Annotated in this window: 16 protein-coding genes and 3 tRNA genes; 9 read left to right on the plus strand and 10 right to left on the minus strand. The window is 40.9% G+C overall.

From position 1 onward, the window contains the following. Positions 1-2: 2 nt before the first annotated feature. Both ABH008_RS14735 and ABH008_RS14740 read right to left on the minus strand, forming a co-directional pair. Positions 3-1,010, minus strand: coding sequence for a MoxR family ATPase (locus ABH008_RS14735; RefSeq protein ID WP_347986374.1), 1,008 nt, complete (start codon positions 1,008-1,010; stop codon positions 3-5). After that, positions 1,007-2,821: a hypothetical protein gene (locus tag ABH008_RS14740; RefSeq protein ID WP_347986375.1), complete on the minus strand. Its 1,815-nt coding sequence runs from the start codon at positions 2,819-2,821 to the stop codon at positions 1,007-1,009. Before ABH008_RS14740 ends, ABH008_RS14735 begins: the two co-directional genes overlap by 4 nt. A gap of 704 nt (positions 2,822-3,525) precedes the next feature. On the opposite strand from ABH008_RS14740, the gene ABH008_RS14745 reads away from it, so the two are divergent. From ABH008_RS14745 to ABH008_RS14760, 4 genes are all read left to right on the plus strand, one after another. Next, positions 3,526-3,852 (plus strand): DUF4258 domain-containing protein, encoded by a 327-nt coding sequence (locus ABH008_RS14745; protein WP_347986376.1) that lies wholly within the window; start codon positions 3,526-3,528, stop codon positions 3,850-3,852. Further along, positions 3,849-4,109, plus strand: a complete 261-nt coding sequence (locus ABH008_RS14750; protein WP_347986377.1) for a type II toxin-antitoxin system MqsA family antitoxin — start codon at positions 3,849-3,851, stop codon at positions 4,107-4,109. The genes ABH008_RS14745 and ABH008_RS14750 overlap by 4 nt, the downstream gene beginning before the upstream one ends. 307 nt (positions 4,110-4,416) lie before the next feature. Further along, on the plus strand, positions 4,417-5,319 hold the full coding sequence (locus ABH008_RS14755) for an ion channel (protein WP_347986378.1): 903 nt from the start codon (positions 4,417-4,419) through the stop codon (positions 5,317-5,319). A 313-nt stretch (positions 5,320-5,632) separates the two neighbouring features. Then, the gene (locus tag ABH008_RS14760; RefSeq protein ID WP_347986379.1) at positions 5,633-6,487 is read left to right on the plus strand and encodes a PA4780 family RIO1-like protein kinase; all 855 of its coding nucleotides are present in this window, start codon (positions 5,633-5,635) and stop codon (positions 6,485-6,487) included. A gap of 239 nt (positions 6,488-6,726) precedes the next feature. On the opposite strand, the gene ABH008_RS14765 is transcribed toward ABH008_RS14760, so the two are convergent. Together ABH008_RS14765 and ABH008_RS14770 are read right to left on the minus strand one after the other, a co-directional pair. After that, positions 6,727-7,599 (minus strand): AraC family transcriptional regulator, encoded by an 873-nt coding sequence (locus tag ABH008_RS14765; protein WP_347986380.1) that lies wholly within the window; start codon positions 7,597-7,599, stop codon positions 6,727-6,729. 119 nt (positions 7,600-7,718) lie between these two features. Further along, positions 7,719-8,618, minus strand: a complete 900-nt coding sequence (locus ABH008_RS14770; protein ID WP_347986381.1) for a LysR family transcriptional regulator — start codon at positions 8,616-8,618, stop codon at positions 7,719-7,721. Between the two features lie 129 nt (positions 8,619-8,747). On the opposite strand from ABH008_RS14770, the gene ABH008_RS14775 reads away from it, so the two are divergent. From ABH008_RS14775 to ABH008_RS14785, 3 genes are all read left to right on the plus strand, one after another. Then, the gene (locus ABH008_RS14775; protein ID WP_347986382.1) at positions 8,748-9,302 is read left to right on the plus strand and encodes a carboxymuconolactone decarboxylase family protein; all 555 of its coding nucleotides are present in this window, start codon (positions 8,748-8,750) and stop codon (positions 9,300-9,302) included. A gap of 210 nt (positions 9,303-9,512) precedes the next feature. Continuing rightward, on the plus strand, positions 9,513-10,070 hold the full coding sequence (locus ABH008_RS14780; RefSeq protein ID WP_347986383.1) for a pyridoxamine 5'-phosphate oxidase family protein: 558 nt from the start codon (positions 9,513-9,515) through the stop codon (positions 10,068-10,070). Between the two features lie 57 nt (positions 10,071-10,127). Beyond that, positions 10,128-10,607 carry a nuclear transport factor 2 family protein gene (locus ABH008_RS14785; protein ID WP_347986384.1) on the plus strand — a complete coding sequence of 160 codons (480 nt, stop codon included), beginning with the start codon at positions 10,128-10,130 and terminating at the stop codon, positions 10,605-10,607. Between the two features lie 82 nt (positions 10,608-10,689). Here the strand turns inward: ABH008_RS14785 and ABH008_RS14790 are convergent, their stop codons facing one another. From ABH008_RS14790 to csrA, 6 genes are all read right to left on the minus strand, one after another. Then, positions 10,690-11,742, minus strand: a complete 1,053-nt coding sequence (locus ABH008_RS14790; RefSeq protein ID WP_347986385.1) for a DUF475 domain-containing protein — start codon at positions 11,740-11,742, stop codon at positions 10,690-10,692. Between the two features lie 936 nt (positions 11,743-12,678). Then, entirely contained in the window at positions 12,679-13,104 is a 426-nt protein-coding gene (locus tag ABH008_RS14795; protein ID WP_347986386.1) for a GNAT family N-acetyltransferase, read from the minus strand. Positions 13,105-13,287: 183 nt separating this feature from the next. Next, positions 13,288-13,363, minus strand: a tRNA-Asn gene (locus tag ABH008_RS14800). A gap of 16 nt (positions 13,364-13,379) precedes the next feature. After that, positions 13,380-13,456 (minus strand) — tRNA-Arg (locus ABH008_RS14805). Between the two features lie 66 nt (positions 13,457-13,522). Further along, positions 13,523-13,613, minus strand: a tRNA-Ser gene (locus ABH008_RS14810). A gap of 17 nt (positions 13,614-13,630) precedes the next feature. Further along, positions 13,631-13,822, minus strand: a complete 192-nt coding sequence (gene csrA / locus ABH008_RS14815) for a carbon storage regulator CsrA (protein WP_347986387.1) — start codon at positions 13,820-13,822, stop codon at positions 13,631-13,633. Positions 13,823-14,235: 413 nt separating this feature from the next. On the opposite strand from csrA, the gene ABH008_RS14820 reads away from it, so the two are divergent. Both ABH008_RS14820 and ABH008_RS14825 read left to right on the plus strand, forming a co-directional pair. Continuing rightward, positions 14,236-16,440 carry a tetratricopeptide repeat protein gene (locus ABH008_RS14820; RefSeq protein ID WP_347986388.1) on the plus strand — a complete coding sequence of 735 codons (2,205 nt, stop codon included), beginning with the start codon at positions 14,236-14,238 and terminating at the stop codon, positions 16,438-16,440. 370 nt (positions 16,441-16,810) lie between these two features. Continuing rightward, positions 16,811-17,008: a hypothetical protein gene (locus tag ABH008_RS14825; protein ID WP_347986389.1), complete on the plus strand. Its 198-nt coding sequence runs from the start codon at positions 16,811-16,813 to the stop codon at positions 17,006-17,008. The last annotated feature ends 5 nt before the right edge of the window (positions 17,009-17,013 follow it).

Consider the following 17,013-nt stretch of genomic DNA (forward strand, 5'->3'; position numbering starts at 1 on the left):
GGTTAATCAGTTAGCATTTGCGGGTATTTGCGCATTGTGTATTTGCTGATTGTATTTAACATAGCAACATGTTGTTGCGGATCGTTTTTACCTAACACCACAATGGCTCTTAACATATCCAAATACTCTGCCTGTCCTGGAAGGTGGGTTAAAGATTTATCACGAGCACGTTCGCGTTCGCGCAATAATAATTTGGCAGCACTTCTGTAAATATCTTCAGAACAAGCTTCTTTAAAATGTAGTTGCGCCCGATCTATCATCAAATTGATAAACGCATCGTCTTCTTTGGGTAAATCCAGATGCAACACCAGACAGCGACGCACAAATGCTGCCGGTAACTCGCGCTCTTCGTTAGTGGTGATTATGACTAATGGCGGCAGGTGTTCACCACCACCGATAGGGGTGTCTAACCAAGGAATAGTGACAGCGTTATTGCCAAGGATTTCCAATAGTCCATTTGGTAATTCCAGATTGGCTTTGTCTATTTCGTCAATCAATAACACACTACCTTGCCCAGGCTGCCATTCAGCATTTGGGCGTTCCGGTTTTATTAGCTGATATTGACTTTTATCATAAGTATCTTCCGCCGTCTTCCAATCCAAGGCCCACCAGATGACACCCGGCGAAATAAATTTTTTACAATCCAGTAATTTTTTTCGGTCAACGGTATCCAGTTGTTGGCCTTGCAGAGTTTGCGCCTCGGCTAATCTGGCAACGGCATCAAAACGCCATAGTAAGTCTTGGCTTTCGGTATGGGCGTCAATTACTTGATAAACAAATAAACGATCTAGCGCATAAGCAACAGCCCTGGCTAATTGACTTTTCCCTGTGCCGGGTTCGCCACGTAACAACAGCGGCCGCCCAGCGGCTAAAGCCGTGCGTAATGCGTCAAGACTGTCTTCATCAAATTTATGCACTGATTGCGGCCAAGAACCATTAGCTGGCAGTGTTTGCTCGCTTATATTTTGCAGTTTTTCGATATCTGCGATAATTTTTTGCCTATCGATCATTTGTTTTTCCAAATTTTATAATATTCTTTAATTGCAGAAGCCAAATATTTATTATTAAACCAGAATATCTGCTCAGAGAGATCAGATTTTAGAATAATCCAATGTAATTCAGGTATATTTTCATTAGCCCAATTGACTACTTCTTCCTCAGCGGATGAAATATCACTTATTTGCCAAAAAAAACTTTCACGGTATTTATAATCGCTACTGATTTTACGGTCACCCATTTGGTTATTTAGATTTGTAGCATTATTCTTATTGCGTTTAACTTGTTTGTCTTCTGGCAAATCCTCAACATTAAACATGTGCTGATCATCTAGATGAGTATCACTATTAACTATTTCATTCAGTTTCGACAAAAACTTTGAAATTCGTACATTTAAGCGAATACTACTATCTTGCACTATGCTACTGTCTTTATTTTTATCGTTTAATCCATAAGGCAAATACTGATGCAGTCTGGCATGAATAACTTTTAGCGTGTTCAAATCAAGGTCTGGCCAAAAATATTTTTGTCCATTTTGCTTTTTCTGATTGATAGCTATCCATTGATCTTCTATAGTGAAGAGTAATATCTTATTAAGAAGGCGCTCTGCCAAGCTACTAATTTCCGCTTTATCTATCTCAGAGTTTGTATTATTTGTTTTTAATTTATCAATCAGATTAGAGAAAACTGTGCGCAGTTTGTCTATCAAAGCACCCAAATCCTTTTCTTTTTTACGGCAAGATTGGATAAAGATTTCTGTCAATTGGTGAGCTGCAGCATCAATTAATATTGGCTGGTTTGAGTCTACTTTGTCTGGCAAAAACACTGATTGCATTTCTTTTAGTACTAAGCCATTTTCTTCTAAATCCGTAATGATGGAATTCTTTATTTTGCCTAAAAACTCTTTATCTTTACTAGACGGAACATCATCTACACCATCTTGTTTTTGATCTTGTTTTTCGTCCGAATCATTTAGTTTATTAACATCTTTTGTTAAAGAGCTTGTTTTTGAGCGATAAGTAAACAATGGCTGCCAACGATACGTTTCACTGCCCTCGCTCCAAATAAGCGGCAAGGTATTATTGGGACACTGAAAATGATATACGGTTAATAGTGCAGTATTGCCATAACCTAATGGTGTATCGGGCTGAATTTTTCCACCTAATTCCTGTATACGAATAAACTCATCATGGCTAAAGATTTTAGAAGCACTACTAGCAACATAATCTGGAAAAACTTGAAATCCCTCTGTGTTAAATCGTTTATGAGCAGTCTCTGCAATGGTCAAGGCCACAATAATAATTTTATTGCTGGCAATGCCAGTTTTCTTTAGTTTTGTCCAAACAGTTCTTATAAACTGATCGCCACTTCCATGAGTATCGTTTACGAATAACAAATATTTGTCGCCAACGTTAGCTTTTGTAAGCTGCTCTATGTTTATAACATTTTTTCCGGGTATCCCCTCAATCTTTGAAATCAACCAGCCATGTCGATAAGCACTATCTACTTTGTTATCCGGCATTACTAATAGGGTATTATTATTTTGTCCTTCAATATAAATACCTTTTCTGGTTAATGCCGCCAAATGGTCTGTGAATTTTTTTTCAACTTGAGCTTCATTATAATACTCTAATGAAAATATAAGTTTGAGTGCCAAATCAAAGTCTTTCTTTTCATAGTTAGAAATCCATGCACCAAGCCTTTCATAAAATCCAGGGTTATTTAATAGCCAATTTTTTATTCTATCTGACAGTTTATCGAATCTGCTATCCTTGTCATAATAGAGTTCGTTCAAAAATGGATGGCAATTAGCAAGTTCATTCATTCCGGTTCCTTTCTAACAGATTCTTTTATGTTAATATTGTCAGCTATGGTTGATTATACATAGCATTTTGACTAAAAAGAATAGCCGTTAGCGTATCTAAAGTGGCGTAGGGAGTTACGTTTCGAATTTCACTCAGCTAATGCAACCTCGCAACTAACCCGCTCTTCTGAAATTATGAAAAGATTAATACCTGACTGGTTACTCTCCAGCCAAGTATTATGTCAATGTATTGAACCATCCATGATGGGGATTACTGTATAGGCCATAACAACATAGTAAAGGCTTTTTTGTTAATAGTATGTTTGTAGGATGCTAGTGAGAAAGGAACTGCATCAATAAGAATTATGTGTGCTTATGCTTATTGTTAATATTTAGCGCGTAGCCGCGATTGTAGCGCCAGCGTAATCGCGGATTTAAGTAGCCAATCAACCTATAGCTAAACTAAACCAATATAAGTAAACTATTAGTAAAAGACAGCAGGCCTATTCAAAGCACCATCTAATCTGCTAAGCCTCCGGCAATTTAGCTTCGCATAATTACGGCTACTTGGGCTTAGATTAGCCAGTGCCTATACTCCTTTTACTGCCTATGACGTGGATTTAATTTGGTAAAGTTAACTTATTAGTTGAATCTTAAGTACAATATTATGAAGCAGCTTTTGAAAGAACGGGTTTTAGCGGAGCAGCGTTAGAGGGATGAACGATATGAAAGCATTAGGTTTGTTACTTGATGATATTCAAACGGCGATTAATGCCGATCAAATACTTTGGAAACGCCACACTTTAGAACGAATGTTGCAACGTAGCATAAGTCGGCAACAAGTCAAACAAGCTATTTTAGCTGGTATGATAATAGAATGTTACCCAGACGATCATCCTATACCAAGTTTACTTCTAGCAACAGGACAACCTGAAGCACTGCATGTAGTTTTGGGCTATGATGCTAATACTGGCCTATGTCACATAATTACAGCCTATCGACCTAATTTAACCCATTTTGAAGCGGATTTAACTACGCGGAGGATTTCATGACCCACTCAAATACGCTTTGCCCTGTCTGTCATGGTGGACGTAAACAGCCTGGCCGAACTACTTTTACTGTCGAACTAGGTTTTGGTGTAGTCGTGGTGCGCGATGTACCAGCACAAGTTTGCGATTTGTGCGGTACCGACTGGTTGGAAGACACGGTTGCCGAAAAACTGGAACAGATTGTCGAACAAGCCCGTTTAAAGCATCCTGTTGTAGAAGTGGCTAACTGGCCTAAGGATATACAGGCTTTAGCTTCTTAGGCTATAGTTTAGCAGCACTATCCAATTTTTATAATTCAATCCTATTTGAACTGGTCCTACGATTGTATGCGTTTTAAAGTGTAGGTGCAATGGAAATTGCTGTTTGATAAAAGCCCATAATAGCTAGCATTGACTCCTGCAAAATCAGCCTGTTTTTCTTAATTTGTTGACGCAAGCTAAATATAGTGGACTTCGAAAAACCTAATTTTTTGTGCTTCAACAAGGCTATCCTTAGTTGTATCGAAGACTGGTTTTTCGAAGTTCCTTATAGTTTATGGCAAGCCAGACAAATTCATAAACCACTAACATGAAGCATCAATTTAGACACATAACCAACCTGCGCAGAGCCTCCAAACTTGCTCCAAGGCAGATAATTAATCAGGATGGACGCTTTCAAGTTTCACGTCTAAATTGGCATAGTTTCTGGCGCGATCCTTATCATCTGATGCTAACTATACCCTGGAGCGGTTTTTTACTGCTGATTAGTGTTGGCTACTTGACGCTTAATTTACTGTTTGCGTGTGCTTATTGGCTGGGTGGTGATTGCATAGCCAATGCCCTGCCCGATTCTTTATTAGATAAATTTTTCTTTAGCGTACAAACACTGGCATCTATTGGTTATGGCGTAATGTATCCAAAAACCCTTTATGCAAATGCTATGGTCACCCTCGAATCCATAGTGGGTTTGACAGGCATTGCGGTAATGACAGGTTTATCCTTCGCTCGATTCTCTAGGCCAACAGCACGCATTTTATTCAGTAAAGTGGCGGTTATTACTCAGCATAATCAAGTAGAAACGTTGATATTTAGAGCGGCAAATAAACGCACTAATCAAATTTTAGAAGCGCAGATGCATTGTTATTTGTTTCGGGATGAGGTTACGTTAGAGGGTAAATCAATGCGCAGGATTTATGATCTTAAGTTAGTGCGGAGCCAGACACCTAATTTTATGCTGACTTGGTCTGTGATGCATGAAGTGGATGAACTAAGTCCCATTTATGGTATGACGCATGAAGATTTTAAACGGACTAATACTACCATTACCATTATTTTAAGCGGTATTGACGAAACCGTTTCGCAAATGATACATGCCCGACACGTTTACTCCCCACAGGATATTCTGATCAATAAACAATTTGTGGATATTATTTATCATAGCGATGATGGCAATCGGTATATTGATTACAGTCTTTTTCATGACGTTGAATAAGTTATTCAGTTTAGACATCATGTTTTTATAGGCGTTTCGAGGTCGATTTAACCCTTGTACCCTGTGACCATTTTTATAGGATGATAACATCCAGAAAGCCTACAATCTCGACATTTGTACATCACTTCTTTCTGTATATTGCTTTAAATTTTAAAATTCGCTGATTTGGTTGCAATTTCTGTTGTATTCTTTATGCATTTCCCTGCAGTATTCGTCATGATAGTTAACTCCGATTTACACTAACTTAACACGGCTAAAAAAATTATACCCAAGCTTCGAATGACATTTGCCCAAGAACTGTATAATAACTTACATGAAAACACCTAAAAGACTCGAACCGTTAATTGACAGCGGACTCGTCCACGAAGTTATTCGATCATTGAAAAGCGGCAAGGAAGCGTCTGTCTACGTGGTACGTTGCGATAATGAATTATGCTGCGCCAAGGTTTATAAAGAAGCTGACCAACGCAGCTTTCGGCAAAGCGTACTGTATCAAGAGGGTCGTAAGGTCCGCAATAGTCGACGCGCACGGGCTATGGAAAAAGGCAGCCGTTATGGCCGCCAAGAGCAAGAATCGGCTTGGCAGAATGCCGAAGTAACGGCTCTTTTCCGTCTCGCAGCAGCCGGTGTTAGAGTACCGCGTCCGTATAACTTTCTGGACGGTGTGTTACTGATGGAAATGATAGTCGATGCCGATGGCAGGCCCGCTCCTAGACTCAACGATCTGGTAATGACGGCAGAACAGGCCATCACTTTTCACACATTTTTAATTTCGCAGATCGTTCTAATGCTTTGCGATGGACTGGTTCACGGCGATTTGTCCGAATACAATGTATTAATTGGCAGCGATGGACCTGTCATCATCGATTTACCTCAAGCAGTGGATGCCGCAGGTAACAACCATGCCCGCAGAATGCTGGAACGCGATGTTAATAACATGAAGACGTATTTTGGCCAGTTTGCCCCAGAGCTATTAAGCACAAATTATGGCAGCGAAATGTGGAAACTCTACGAAAGTGGCGAACTTACTACAGATATAAAGCTAACGGGTATATTTGAAGACGACACCCAACCTGCCGATTTGCTTAGCGTGATGCAAGAAATTGAAAGCGCTCGAGAAGAAAATGAAGCCAAACGAAGGTATTTGGAATCTATAGGTGCGCTTTAAAAAGCATATTGTTAGCCCTTAGTAGCTTCCTAGATAGTTGCAAAGGGCTATTGGCATGGGCATATTCCTGCCTATCCAAACGGTAACTCCTTAACGAAAAATTATTTATTTTAATGGCATAGATGAGTTTGGGCGCAAGCCGTAACTCAATATGTCAGCTTTTGCTATAGATAACAGCTCCGATTATTGGGTTAGCTCTGTCTAGTTAACCCAACCTAGCCAAATTGCAACGTATGATTTTATTTTAAAGGCAAATAAATATCGGTAATCAACTCACTTTCTGCTACTTCTGGAAATAGGTTAAGGTAGTAAAAATAGCAGGGGAAATCTCGCAATTCTTCACCGCTTTTTGGCAACCAGGTTCCGTACAAATAATGTATTTTGTCACCCATCAATTCATGCACGCCGAAATGACGAATCACAGCACAACGCCCACCCGGTATAGTTTTAGTGATAACACCTTGCGGATTTTCTGGCACATCGGCAGCTACGGAACCACATAAGTCAAATCTAAATTTTTCAGGGGGCGTGGTTTTAGGGTCATCATAGGCAAGACCAAACGTATCACTGCTTGTAACCGGGGATAATTGACTGGTTTTACGCCATTCGATAAAAACAGCAACGGAATCATTCAATGTTTCCACGGCACCACGATGTTCTAAAACAGCGATTTTGGTTTCTTTAAATTCCACTATATTGACTTGCATATTCGTTTTTCCTTTTGGAATTGGTAGCTTATATTTTTCATGCCAAGGTATCCACTGTGGCATTTTTCTAAATTGAGAAGGTGTTTGTCCAAAGGTTTTTTTAAAAGCGCGCGAAAAGGATTCTGGATTCTCGAATTTTGCATCATAAGCAATATCAATTATGCGCAACTCAGTATTGAATGCCAATTGGTATGAGGCGCGCTTTAGGCGTGTTAGTTTGATAAATCTGAAGACATTAATGCCCATATATTCAGAAAACTGCCTGTGAAAATGATATTTAGAAAACAACGCAATCTGGCTTAGTTGTTCAACAGATAAATCTTCATCAAGGTGATTGCGAATATAGTCACATACTCGATTCATCTTAATTTCATAGGCATTTAGTTGTACGACTAGCTCTGTCATTTCCATTCATCTCTTATATCTGTTAGGCGTGAATATTTTGCCATGACATAGCAGAGATATCCTGACCAGCATTGCTGTTCTAACCAATAAAGCAACAGTTTAAGAATCTATTGTTTAAATCAACGCAGATTATTATCTTCCCGTAATCGGGAGGCAACCAGGTCGATAAAAGCTCTGGCTTTTACAGAGGCATAACGCCCTTCACGATGCAGGACATGAATAGGCATAGGCGCAGGCTCGAATTGACTTAAGATAATTTCTAATTGCTTGGCAGCCAGATTATCTGCGATTTGATAGGAAAGTAATCGGCTAATACCAAAGCCTTGCAGGACGGCTTCAATAGCGGCATCATTGTTGTTGACTATCAATCTTGGTTTTATACGTACAGGAGACAATGCAGAGTCCACACCAAATTTCCATTCGTGGGTTGGGCTTACTGTTACAGCAATAAGGGTGTGATCTTTAAGGTCTGACAAACTGGTTGGTGTACCGTATTTTTCCAGATAGTCAGGCGCGGCGCACAGCACACGCCGTACAGAGCCTACCCGTATAGCCTTCATGCTGGAATCGGCAAGTTCGCCTATCCTAATGCCCACATCCAATCCTTCTTCCAGCAGATTAACGGGCCTATCCAAAAAAAGAGCGGACACTTCCATCGCCGGATAGCGCCGTAAATAGTCGACAATGGCCGGTAAAACGAACATTTTTCCGAATAATACGGGTGCAGTGACCGCTAAATGACCCCGCGCTTCGGCGTTGACGCCTGCAGCGGCGTCGTCGGCTTCATCTATTTCGCTAATAATACGCCGAGCATCATCAAAATAGCGTTGTCCTGCCTCAGTCATACGCACGTAACGCGTGGTTCTGTTGAGCAGTTTAACTTTTAAATGTTCTTCTAATGCTGAAATTGCCCTAGTCACGGCTGGCGGCGACATACCCAGACGCCGAGCGCCTGCTGCAAAGCTTTCCTCTTCCGCTACCGCAACGAAAACGCTCATCAAATGTAGTCTGTCCATCATATTATTCCACTCATCGGAATAATATATTGTGAATGATAGCTATTCTTATTTCAAGTGAAATTTGTCACTATATATCCCGTGGCGCAAGGTGCGTTACACTTCAAACCAACAGTTAAACGGAGAACCCTTATGAATAGAATCGCCATCCCATCCGCAGATCAAACACCAGCAGCATCAAAACCCTTATTGGAAGCTGTACAAAAACAATTGGGTGTCATTCCCAACTTAATGAAATTAGTGGGTAATAGTCCAGCGGCATTACATGGATATTTAAGCCTGAGTGGAGCCTTAGCTAAAGGCAGTATTGATATAAAAACAGGTGAGCGTATCGCTCTAGCAATTGCCGAAATCAACGCCTGCAGTTACTGTTTATCTGCACATACTTATTTGGGTAAAAATGTAGCAAAACTGGATGATATAGAACTCGCTGCTAATCGCAAAGGCACTTCCACCGATCCTAAAGCAGCTGCGGCTGTTCACTTTGCCAGCAAAGTAGCCATTGAACGAGGCCATGTTTCCAATACGGATGTACAGGCGGTTAAAGCAGCAGGCTTCAACGATGCGGAAATTGTAGAAATAGTGTTGCATGTGGCGCTGAATACTTTGACCAATTATGTTAACGAGGTGGCTCAAACAGAAATCGACTTTCCAGAAGTAAAACCTGGTTTGCCTAGAGTTGTTTAATCTTATTCGCAGCTTATAAACAGTTGCTATGTACCGCTACGCCAAGTCCGTTCGTGGAAAAAAAACTAAAGCCATGAACGGACTCGACGCAGTTTTTTGTGAAAAGTATGAAACGCATCTGTTGTAATTGATGCGCCTCTTGCCATCGACACATCCTCTAAAAGCTTAGCTTTACACTGCACAGTTACTTATATTTTGGAGAATAGCATTATGACACGCGCATTTCAGAAAATTGCTTTTACCCATTCAGTCAAGGCTGCGCAGAAACGCTATGGTAATCGACAAACCTATAATGTATCAGAGGATGATACCGAGCTACGAGACTCGTTAACCCAAAATGAGATTAGTTTTCTATCAGACCGCGACAGTTTCTACATGGCGACTGTTGGTGAAAATGGCTGGCCTTATGTGCAGCACCGGGGAGGGCCAAAAGGCTTTCTTAAAGTTCTGGATGAAAATACAATTGGTTTTGCGGATTTTCGTGGTAACAAGCAATACATTAGCGTGGGCAATATGAATACGGATGATCGCGTTATGCTATTTTTAATGGATTATCCTCATCGTCTACGTCTTAAGATTTGGGCTCACTCACAAATATTTCACCCTGAGGATGCCCCGGAACAACTAACCAGCCTAATTAATCAAAACTATGCTGGCCATATTGAACGTTGTATTATCCTGAAGATTGCAGCATTTGATTGGAATTGCGCACAGCACATCACGCCTCGCTACTCAAAAACAGACATTGAAGCGATGATACTAGATTAATGATTACGATAACACCGTAGCCTATGATAAATTTTTACCACTTACTGGAGACTTAATATGACAGAAGACAACGAAAGCCGCCCTCCTTTTCCGCCATTTACTCGCGAAACAGCTCTACAAAAAGTCAGAATGGCTGAAGATGCTTGGAATAGCCGCGACCCAGCACGAGTTTCGCTGGCGTATACCCAAAATAGTCAATGGCGTAATCGTTCCGAATTCCCACTAGGTCGGCAACAGATTGTAGAATTCCTAACAAGCAAGTGGTCTCGAGAACTGGAGTACCGATTAATTAAGGAATTATGGGCCTTCGATGGTCATCACATCGCGGTTCGTTTTGCCTACGAGTGGCATGACACCGCTGGAAACTGGTTTAGATCTTACGGCAATGAAAATTGGGAATTTTCTGAAAATGGCCTGATGGATCGCCGCTTCGCCAGCATCAACGACTTACCTATTAAAGAATCCGAACGCAAATTCCACTGGCCGCAAGGACGCCGTCCGGATGATCACCCAGGATTGACCGAGCTGGGATTATAAACTTTCTGCAGGGATACGAAATTCCAATTGGAGCAAAGTTAAAGTGTTATACACCCGCACTTTAGCTATGCCCCATTGCAACTTAAGAATGCTTTACAACTTCCAAACTGGCATGTTTGCGTCTGTAGCTCACCGAAGAAAAGATAGAGAGGGTAATAAAAACAGCACCAATCACCCCTGTTACCACCTCTGGAATTTCATGCCTCATACTGACCAGCATAATGATTGCTAACGCGCCGATGGCATAATGTGCGCCATGCTCTAAAAAAACATATTGATCCAGTGTTCCCTGCCGAACCAAAAACACAGTTAGGCTACGCACAAACATGGCACCCACCGCTAAACCGAGCATAATAGTCACTATATCTTGAGTAATGGCAAACGCGCCAATGACTCCATCAAAAGAAAAGGATGCATCCAGTATTTCCAGATAAACAAAGCTCATCATACTGCCGCGCTTAATAACGTTTGAAACTTCTTCGCCTTCTTCTTCACTTTCAAACAAAGTAGCCAAACTATCCACGATGACGAACAAAACGATGCCGGCGATGCCGGAATAGAGCACCGATAAACGATCGGCGGGTTCTAAAAAGCGTTGCATACCAAGTAATATTAACAGCGAACATATCACTTCTATTGATTCTAGCTTGCCAAAGCTGGAGAACTTTCTTTCGATATAACCCAGCCAAACCAGTTCACGTTCATTGTTAAATAAAAAGCCAAAAAACACCATCAGCAGAAACATACCGCCAAATGCAGCGATTTGAATATGCGCACTAGTTAGATGTTGCGCATAGACCGCAGGTTCTTTAATTGCCATTTGCGTAACACTTACAAAGTCTATCCCAGTGGCAAATTCTACAATCACAACAGGGAACACCAGCCTCATTCCAAATACCGCAATTAAAAGGCCCCAGGTTAAAAAGAGCCGCTGCCAATGTTCATCCATGCGTTTTAAAATTGAGGCATTAACGACTGCATTATCAAATGACAAACTGATTTCTAATACACTTAGAATCAAGGCAATCATCACACAGCTAGCTCCGCTCTTGATGCCGCCATCTAAATAGCCCCAGTAAAATGCAAGGCCAAAACAGATGATAGAAACAATAAACGAAATTCTAAAATGCTTCATGAATACTCCAAAATGAGGCAATCTGGGTTGTACAGGCTAAGGAATACAGTACAGAGAAAACGCCGGACAAAAAAAACCCCACAATTTCATGTGAGGCTTCTCTATACTTGACTTCCAGAGATGAGTTAACCGCTAACCTGATGATTGAACAACGCCCATACACTTGATTTAAGCCAGAAATTTTATCAATTTTAACAGGTTTTCTTGCTGCTGTCGTGCGGCGCGATAGCTACCCTAAGCAAAAGTAAGTGGTACTAGTGGCGTTTGCATAGAATAAACTTAGTCACAAAATTGCTGTGATAAGTAAACCCAATTGGAAACACAATGCCGAATTTGGTATTACCTCGCCAATGGCAAGATTGTAGGGAACTTCGAAAAACCAGGCTTTAGTGCTTAGACAGGCTCAGAAAGAACGCTAAGCTATTGATATATAAATGCCACCGTTCGCCCTGAGCCTATCGAAGGGTGGTTTTTCGAAGTTCCCTGTAGTTTATTCAAGGAATTTTACAGCTCCCATAAAAAAACATAATTTATGGTGTTAGTCGTTTTCGAAAGGCAATAAAAAAGCTCACATATAGTGAGCTTTGTCCGCTGTTATTTTTTGTGTTTTGCTGGACACTGCCATTATCCGAAAACGGCAGTTTAATCTTTGCGTCTATTATTGTTATTTTACCGTATGAGCGGTCGCGTTACCTCCCCTAAATAGGTGTGCGCATAGTACAAGACAAATTACTTTATGTCCAGAAAAAGTGCGTCAATTTGTCGCAGCATGCCATTAACGTACCACTATCAGAGCTTGATTCCCTTCTGACCAGCCCAGGTAATAGTCCAAATTGAAACGGCAGTAATAAAAATAATAAGACACTTATACATAATAATTTCGTTGCATTTTTAAAAACCGCAGGTATTTGATTGCTTAGGCTTTTTAGTGCCGCTTTAAAACTCCAATATCATTAGATGCCTGTTATTAACTTCACTTACTGTTTTAAAATCCCATTTCTCAAAACGCTTTTTATGCTTGGTGCTAACTAGACAGCGCCCGTGCGGAAAGTTGTCTCGCATCCACTGTATACGAATACGCTCTAAATCTGACCCAACACCTTTACTGCGATGATTTTTATCCACAGCCATCATGTAAAGTATATGTGTATCTGACGCCCAATCCGCGGATTTAATGCCTCCCGCCCCAATCAGCGTTCCATCGAAATCATAGGCACCGAAAAACTTCCTGTAGAATGGCAATTCATCGATTGGACATATCTCAGTGACTAGTCGGCTTCTCTCATAACGCTCAGATTCACTGGGACAATTAGAACACAACAAATTCACCGCATCAGATAATTCGCCTACAGAGGCATCCAAAGGACGTATTGTATAGGTTTTAATAAGTTGTGAAACATTCGCCGATTTTAGGCTGAACGAGTCTTTTGAAACATGTGTAATCAGAAGTTTCTCCAGTCAACAATTCCGACACATTGCCTTAGATTCTGGCTCAAACGCCGGACAAAAAAAAGCCCCACATTCTCATGTGAGGCTTTCTACACTTGGCTCCCCCGGACGGGCTCGAACCGCCGACCTAGTGATTAACAGTCACCCGCTCTACCGACTGAGCTACAGGGGATTATACTTTTTGATAGTGGCGCGCCCGGAGAGATTCGAACTCCCGACCGATCGGTTCGTAGCCGATTACTCTATCCAGCTGAGCTACGGGCGCCTATCTGAGCCGCTTATTATTCTATTTTTGCTTAATCTTGTCAATACTAAATTAAAAAAAAATAAGTGGCGGAGAGAGAGGGATTCGAACCCTCGATGGGCTTATGACCCATACTCCCTTAGCAGGGGAGCGCCTTCGGCCTCTCGGCCATCTCTCCATTTTTTGTAACAAGAATTAAGCGTCAGAAGTGCCGTGTTCTGACTGTTCTTTCTTAATTCTTTCGTAAATTTCTTCTCTATGAACAGAAACATCTTTCGGAGCGTTAACACCTATCCGAACTTGATTCCCTTTAACTCCAAGAACAGTGACTGTTACTTCATCACCAATCATCAGAGTTTCCCCCACTCTACGAGTCAAGATAAGCATACCACTCTCCCTTCTTTTTCTAAGCGCTCGTTCTGCTGAAAACAGAACCGGAATTTTATTCTTTTTTTATTAAAAAAGGAAGCCCTAGATCAGTTTTTTTTCGGCAACCTTTAATATCCCCCAACACTGGTGAGTACATTCACCGCATTATTATCGCAGTTATTTGCAAAAAACGCACCCCTAAACTTAATTTAAGAACGATATTTTTACTAACAACACGAAATTACAACTTTATAGGAATATTAAGGCTAGGGTCAAGTAAATATGTCATAAATTCGTAAAACAAAAAACCACATCACAGTTCGCTATTTTTTCTAGCTTTCATCTCTACCACTCGTGGTATAAAAATTGTCTAAGTCATCATTAATTCGCCACACAACTGATTTGCACTTAACTTTATCTCCTAATTCATTATGAACCCACTGTTAACGGCAGCTTATAACTTGACGATTAATCGTTATCGCAATGGCTTTAAACAGGAAGCTGACGCAATTTATCAGGCCTTAATCATTGCGCGCAATCATGCCGCAGCCATAAATTTTATGGGTTTAATCTTACTGGATCAGCAGCAATATTCTGAAGCAGAGCTAATGTTTATTAAAGCCGTGCAACTGGCACCACTGGTGCCCGAGTATGCGCTTAATTTAGGTTCGCTATACGAAGAGCAGCAGCAACTGCCCTTAGCGGAACAGTATTTTCGTCAAGCATGGTCTATAAATTCGATGCATGCAGAAACGCTGGATAATCTGGGTTATGTGTTACAACTACAAGAAAAGTATGCAGAGGCTATTCCGTTTTTCAAAACTGCATTACCGCTAACCGATAACCAATGCCGTACATTAGTCAATCTGGGTAAATGTCTGGAAGAATGCGACAACCCCACAGCCGCGTCCGCCTGTTATCATCAAGCGCTGAAAATCGATCCCCTACATGCCATTGCTCTACATAATCTGGCTGGCATCTATAAACAACAGGGGCAGCACCACAAAGCTATAGAGTGTTATCAACAAGCCATTGCCAGTCAGCCAAACTTTACTTTCAGCCATTACAATTTAGGCATTACGCTGATGCATATAGGCAATTTTTCCGCCGCACAGCAGTCCTTGTTAAAAGTATTGGAATTGGATTCCAGACATATATTGGCATTTCAAGGCTTGGGCGATTTGTGCGCTTTTCAGGGGAAAATTCAGGAAGCTACCGATTATTATGAACAAATTCTATCCATAAACCAGTTAACAGGCCTCCGCATTCGTCTGGCAACACTAGTGCCTCCCATACTAGAATCGTCAACACACCTAAAAAAACTTAGGGAGGATGTGAGCCAAAAGCTGTCTGTACTTGCTGCAGAACCTGAATTAAAGATTGATGATCCACTACTGGAAGTACGTGACGCATTTTTTTATTGGTCTTATCATCACTTAAACAATCGCAACTTAAAGACCCAAGTTGCTCAGCTGTTTGAAAAACTATGCCCGACTCTGTTATGGGAGGCACCACACTGCCAGCAAATCCGTAATGCAAACCAACCTATCCGCATTGGGCTTATTTCCAAATTTTTTTACAATCACAGCATTGGTAAAACCAGTCAAGGCTTTTTTGCCAAACTGCCGCGCAGTCAATTTAAAGTTTATGCTCTATTTATTCAGCCATTGGTACAAGACCCCATTAGCGACTTTATTCAGCAACATGCCGATGAAACCTTACTAATTGCAAACACGCTAAGTAAGGCCAGGCAGCAAATTGCGGAGTTGAAACTAGATATTTTGTTTTATCAGGATATAGGTATGGATCCGTTTAGTTATTATCTAGCTTATGCGCGTTTGGCACCTGTACAGTGCACCTCTTTTGGTCATCCAGATACCACCGGGATTACCAATATGGATTATTTTATTTCCAGCCAATTATTTGAATCAGTTGAGGCCGTAGAACATTACAGCGAAAGCTTGGCGCTATTACCGAGTCCAAGCCTGCTCAGTTATTATCAACGCCCTACTCTGCCAGATAAGCTAAAAAGCCGCACAGAATTGGGCTGGGAGGACAGTGATCATCTCTATATTTGCCCACAAACCCTGTTTAAATTTCATCCTGATTTTGATAGGGTTTTGGCGGCTATTTTGCAGCAAGATAAACAGGGAAAAATTCTTATTTTAGAAGGCCCTATAGCGCATTTTGCTGTGTTGTTGAAGCAGCGCTGGCAACAACAATTTTCCGATGTGGCTGAACGTCTGATTTTTTTGCCGCCGCAAAGCAGCGCAGATTTTATTAATTTAATCGCCGTTTCTGATTTAATGCTGGATATACCCAGTTTTAATGGCATGAACACCAGCCTGGAAGCTTTTGCAGTGGGAACCCCGGTAGTTACATTGCCGGGTACACTGCAACGCAGTCGGCATGGCTTCGGACTTTACCAAAAAATGGGCATTACTGCTTGCATAGCTAAGGATGAAGCAGACTATATTGCTATTGCTTTACGCTTAGCAACTGATAAGCGTTTTCGAGACACTATCCACAAGGAAATACTGGAAAAAAATCATCATCTGTTTGCCGACGAAGACACCATCACTGCCTTTAGCCGTTTTTTTATAATGTGTATCGACCAACATCAGCTAAACACTTAACAACTTTAGCAATTTTCAAATTTAATCATCGCTTAATTGCCTAAAACGAATATGATATGCAGCAAATCACGTTTAATTTTCAGCCTGCATAGCTTGCCCAATAAATCATATAGTTAAGTCCATTTTTGTAAGCTGCTTATAACAATAAAGTGCTTAATAAGGAGGAGGAAGTATGGTCCCAGAATTTATGCAAATTGTCATAGTGGGTTTAATGCTATTAATCCCTGTTTTTTTTATCTACAAAAAAGCCGGATTTAACCCCTTATGGAGTCTATTGATTTTTTTGCCAGGGTTTGGTTTGTTTTGTATTTTTTTACAACTCGCCCTATTACCGTGGCCCAATAGCAACCCTGACCAGGAGGTTTAAAGTATGGAACTCTATTTTGTACTCTTACCCGCCTTCATATTGTTATGTTTATGGTTAGCTTATCGAATTTTGCAAAAGGCTGGTTTTGATGGTCGTTGGGCTTTGGTATTGCTAATCCCAATTGTTAATATCATTATGATTTGGGTGTTTGCTTTCAATGAATGGCCAAAATTACCCATCAACAAAAAACTGGAAATATGATTAAC

This window comes from Methylomonas sp. AM2-LC (assembly GCF_039904985.1).
In the GTDB taxonomy this organism is placed as follows: Bacteria; Pseudomonadota; Gammaproteobacteria; order Methylococcales; family Methylomonadaceae; genus Methylomonas.

Excerpts from the sequence above, each read along its gene's own strand:
- ABH008_RS14740 (WP_347986375.1), bottom strand. The coding sequence starts at position 2,821 with ATGAATGAACTTGCTAATTGCCATCCATTTTTGAACGAACTCTATTAT.
- csrA (WP_347986387.1), bottom strand. The coding sequence starts at position 13,822 with ATGCTTATCTTGACTCGTAGAGTGGGGGAAACTCTGATGATTGGTGAT.
- ABH008_RS14785 (WP_347986384.1), top strand. The coding sequence starts at position 10,128 with ATGACAGAAGACAACGAAAGCCGCCCTCCTTTTCCGCCATTTACTCGC.
- ABH008_RS14760 (WP_347986379.1), top strand. The coding sequence starts at position 5,633 with ATGAAAACACCTAAAAGACTCGAACCGTTAATTGACAGCGGACTCGTC.
- ABH008_RS14765 (WP_347986380.1), bottom strand. The coding sequence starts at position 7,599 with ATGACAGAGCTAGTCGTACAACTAAATGCCTATGAAATTAAGATGAAT.
- ABH008_RS14735 (WP_347986374.1), bottom strand. The coding sequence starts at position 1,010 with ATGATCGATAGGCAAAAAATTATCGCAGATATCGAAAAACTGCAAAAT.
- ABH008_RS14825 (WP_347986389.1), top strand. The coding sequence starts at position 16,811 with ATGGAACTCTATTTTGTACTCTTACCCGCCTTCATATTGTTATGTTTA.
- ABH008_RS14790 (WP_347986385.1), bottom strand. The coding sequence starts at position 11,742 with ATGAAGCATTTTAGAATTTCGTTTATTGTTTCTATCATCTGTTTTGGC.
- ABH008_RS14770 (WP_347986381.1), bottom strand. The coding sequence starts at position 8,618 with ATGATGGACAGACTACATTTGATGAGCGTTTTCGTTGCGGTAGCGGAA.
- ABH008_RS14745 (WP_347986376.1), top strand. The coding sequence starts at position 3,526 with ATGAAAGCATTAGGTTTGTTACTTGATGATATTCAAACGGCGATTAAT.
- ABH008_RS14755 (WP_347986378.1), top strand. The coding sequence starts at position 4,417 with ATGAAGCATCAATTTAGACACATAACCAACCTGCGCAGAGCCTCCAAA.
- ABH008_RS14820 (WP_347986388.1), top strand. The coding sequence starts at position 14,236 with ATGAACCCACTGTTAACGGCAGCTTATAACTTGACGATTAATCGTTAT.
- ABH008_RS14775 (WP_347986382.1), top strand. The coding sequence starts at position 8,748 with ATGAATAGAATCGCCATCCCATCCGCAGATCAAACACCAGCAGCATCA.
- ABH008_RS14780 (WP_347986383.1), top strand. The coding sequence starts at position 9,513 with ATGACACGCGCATTTCAGAAAATTGCTTTTACCCATTCAGTCAAGGCT.
- ABH008_RS14750 (WP_347986377.1), top strand. The coding sequence starts at position 3,849 with ATGACCCACTCAAATACGCTTTGCCCTGTCTGTCATGGTGGACGTAAA.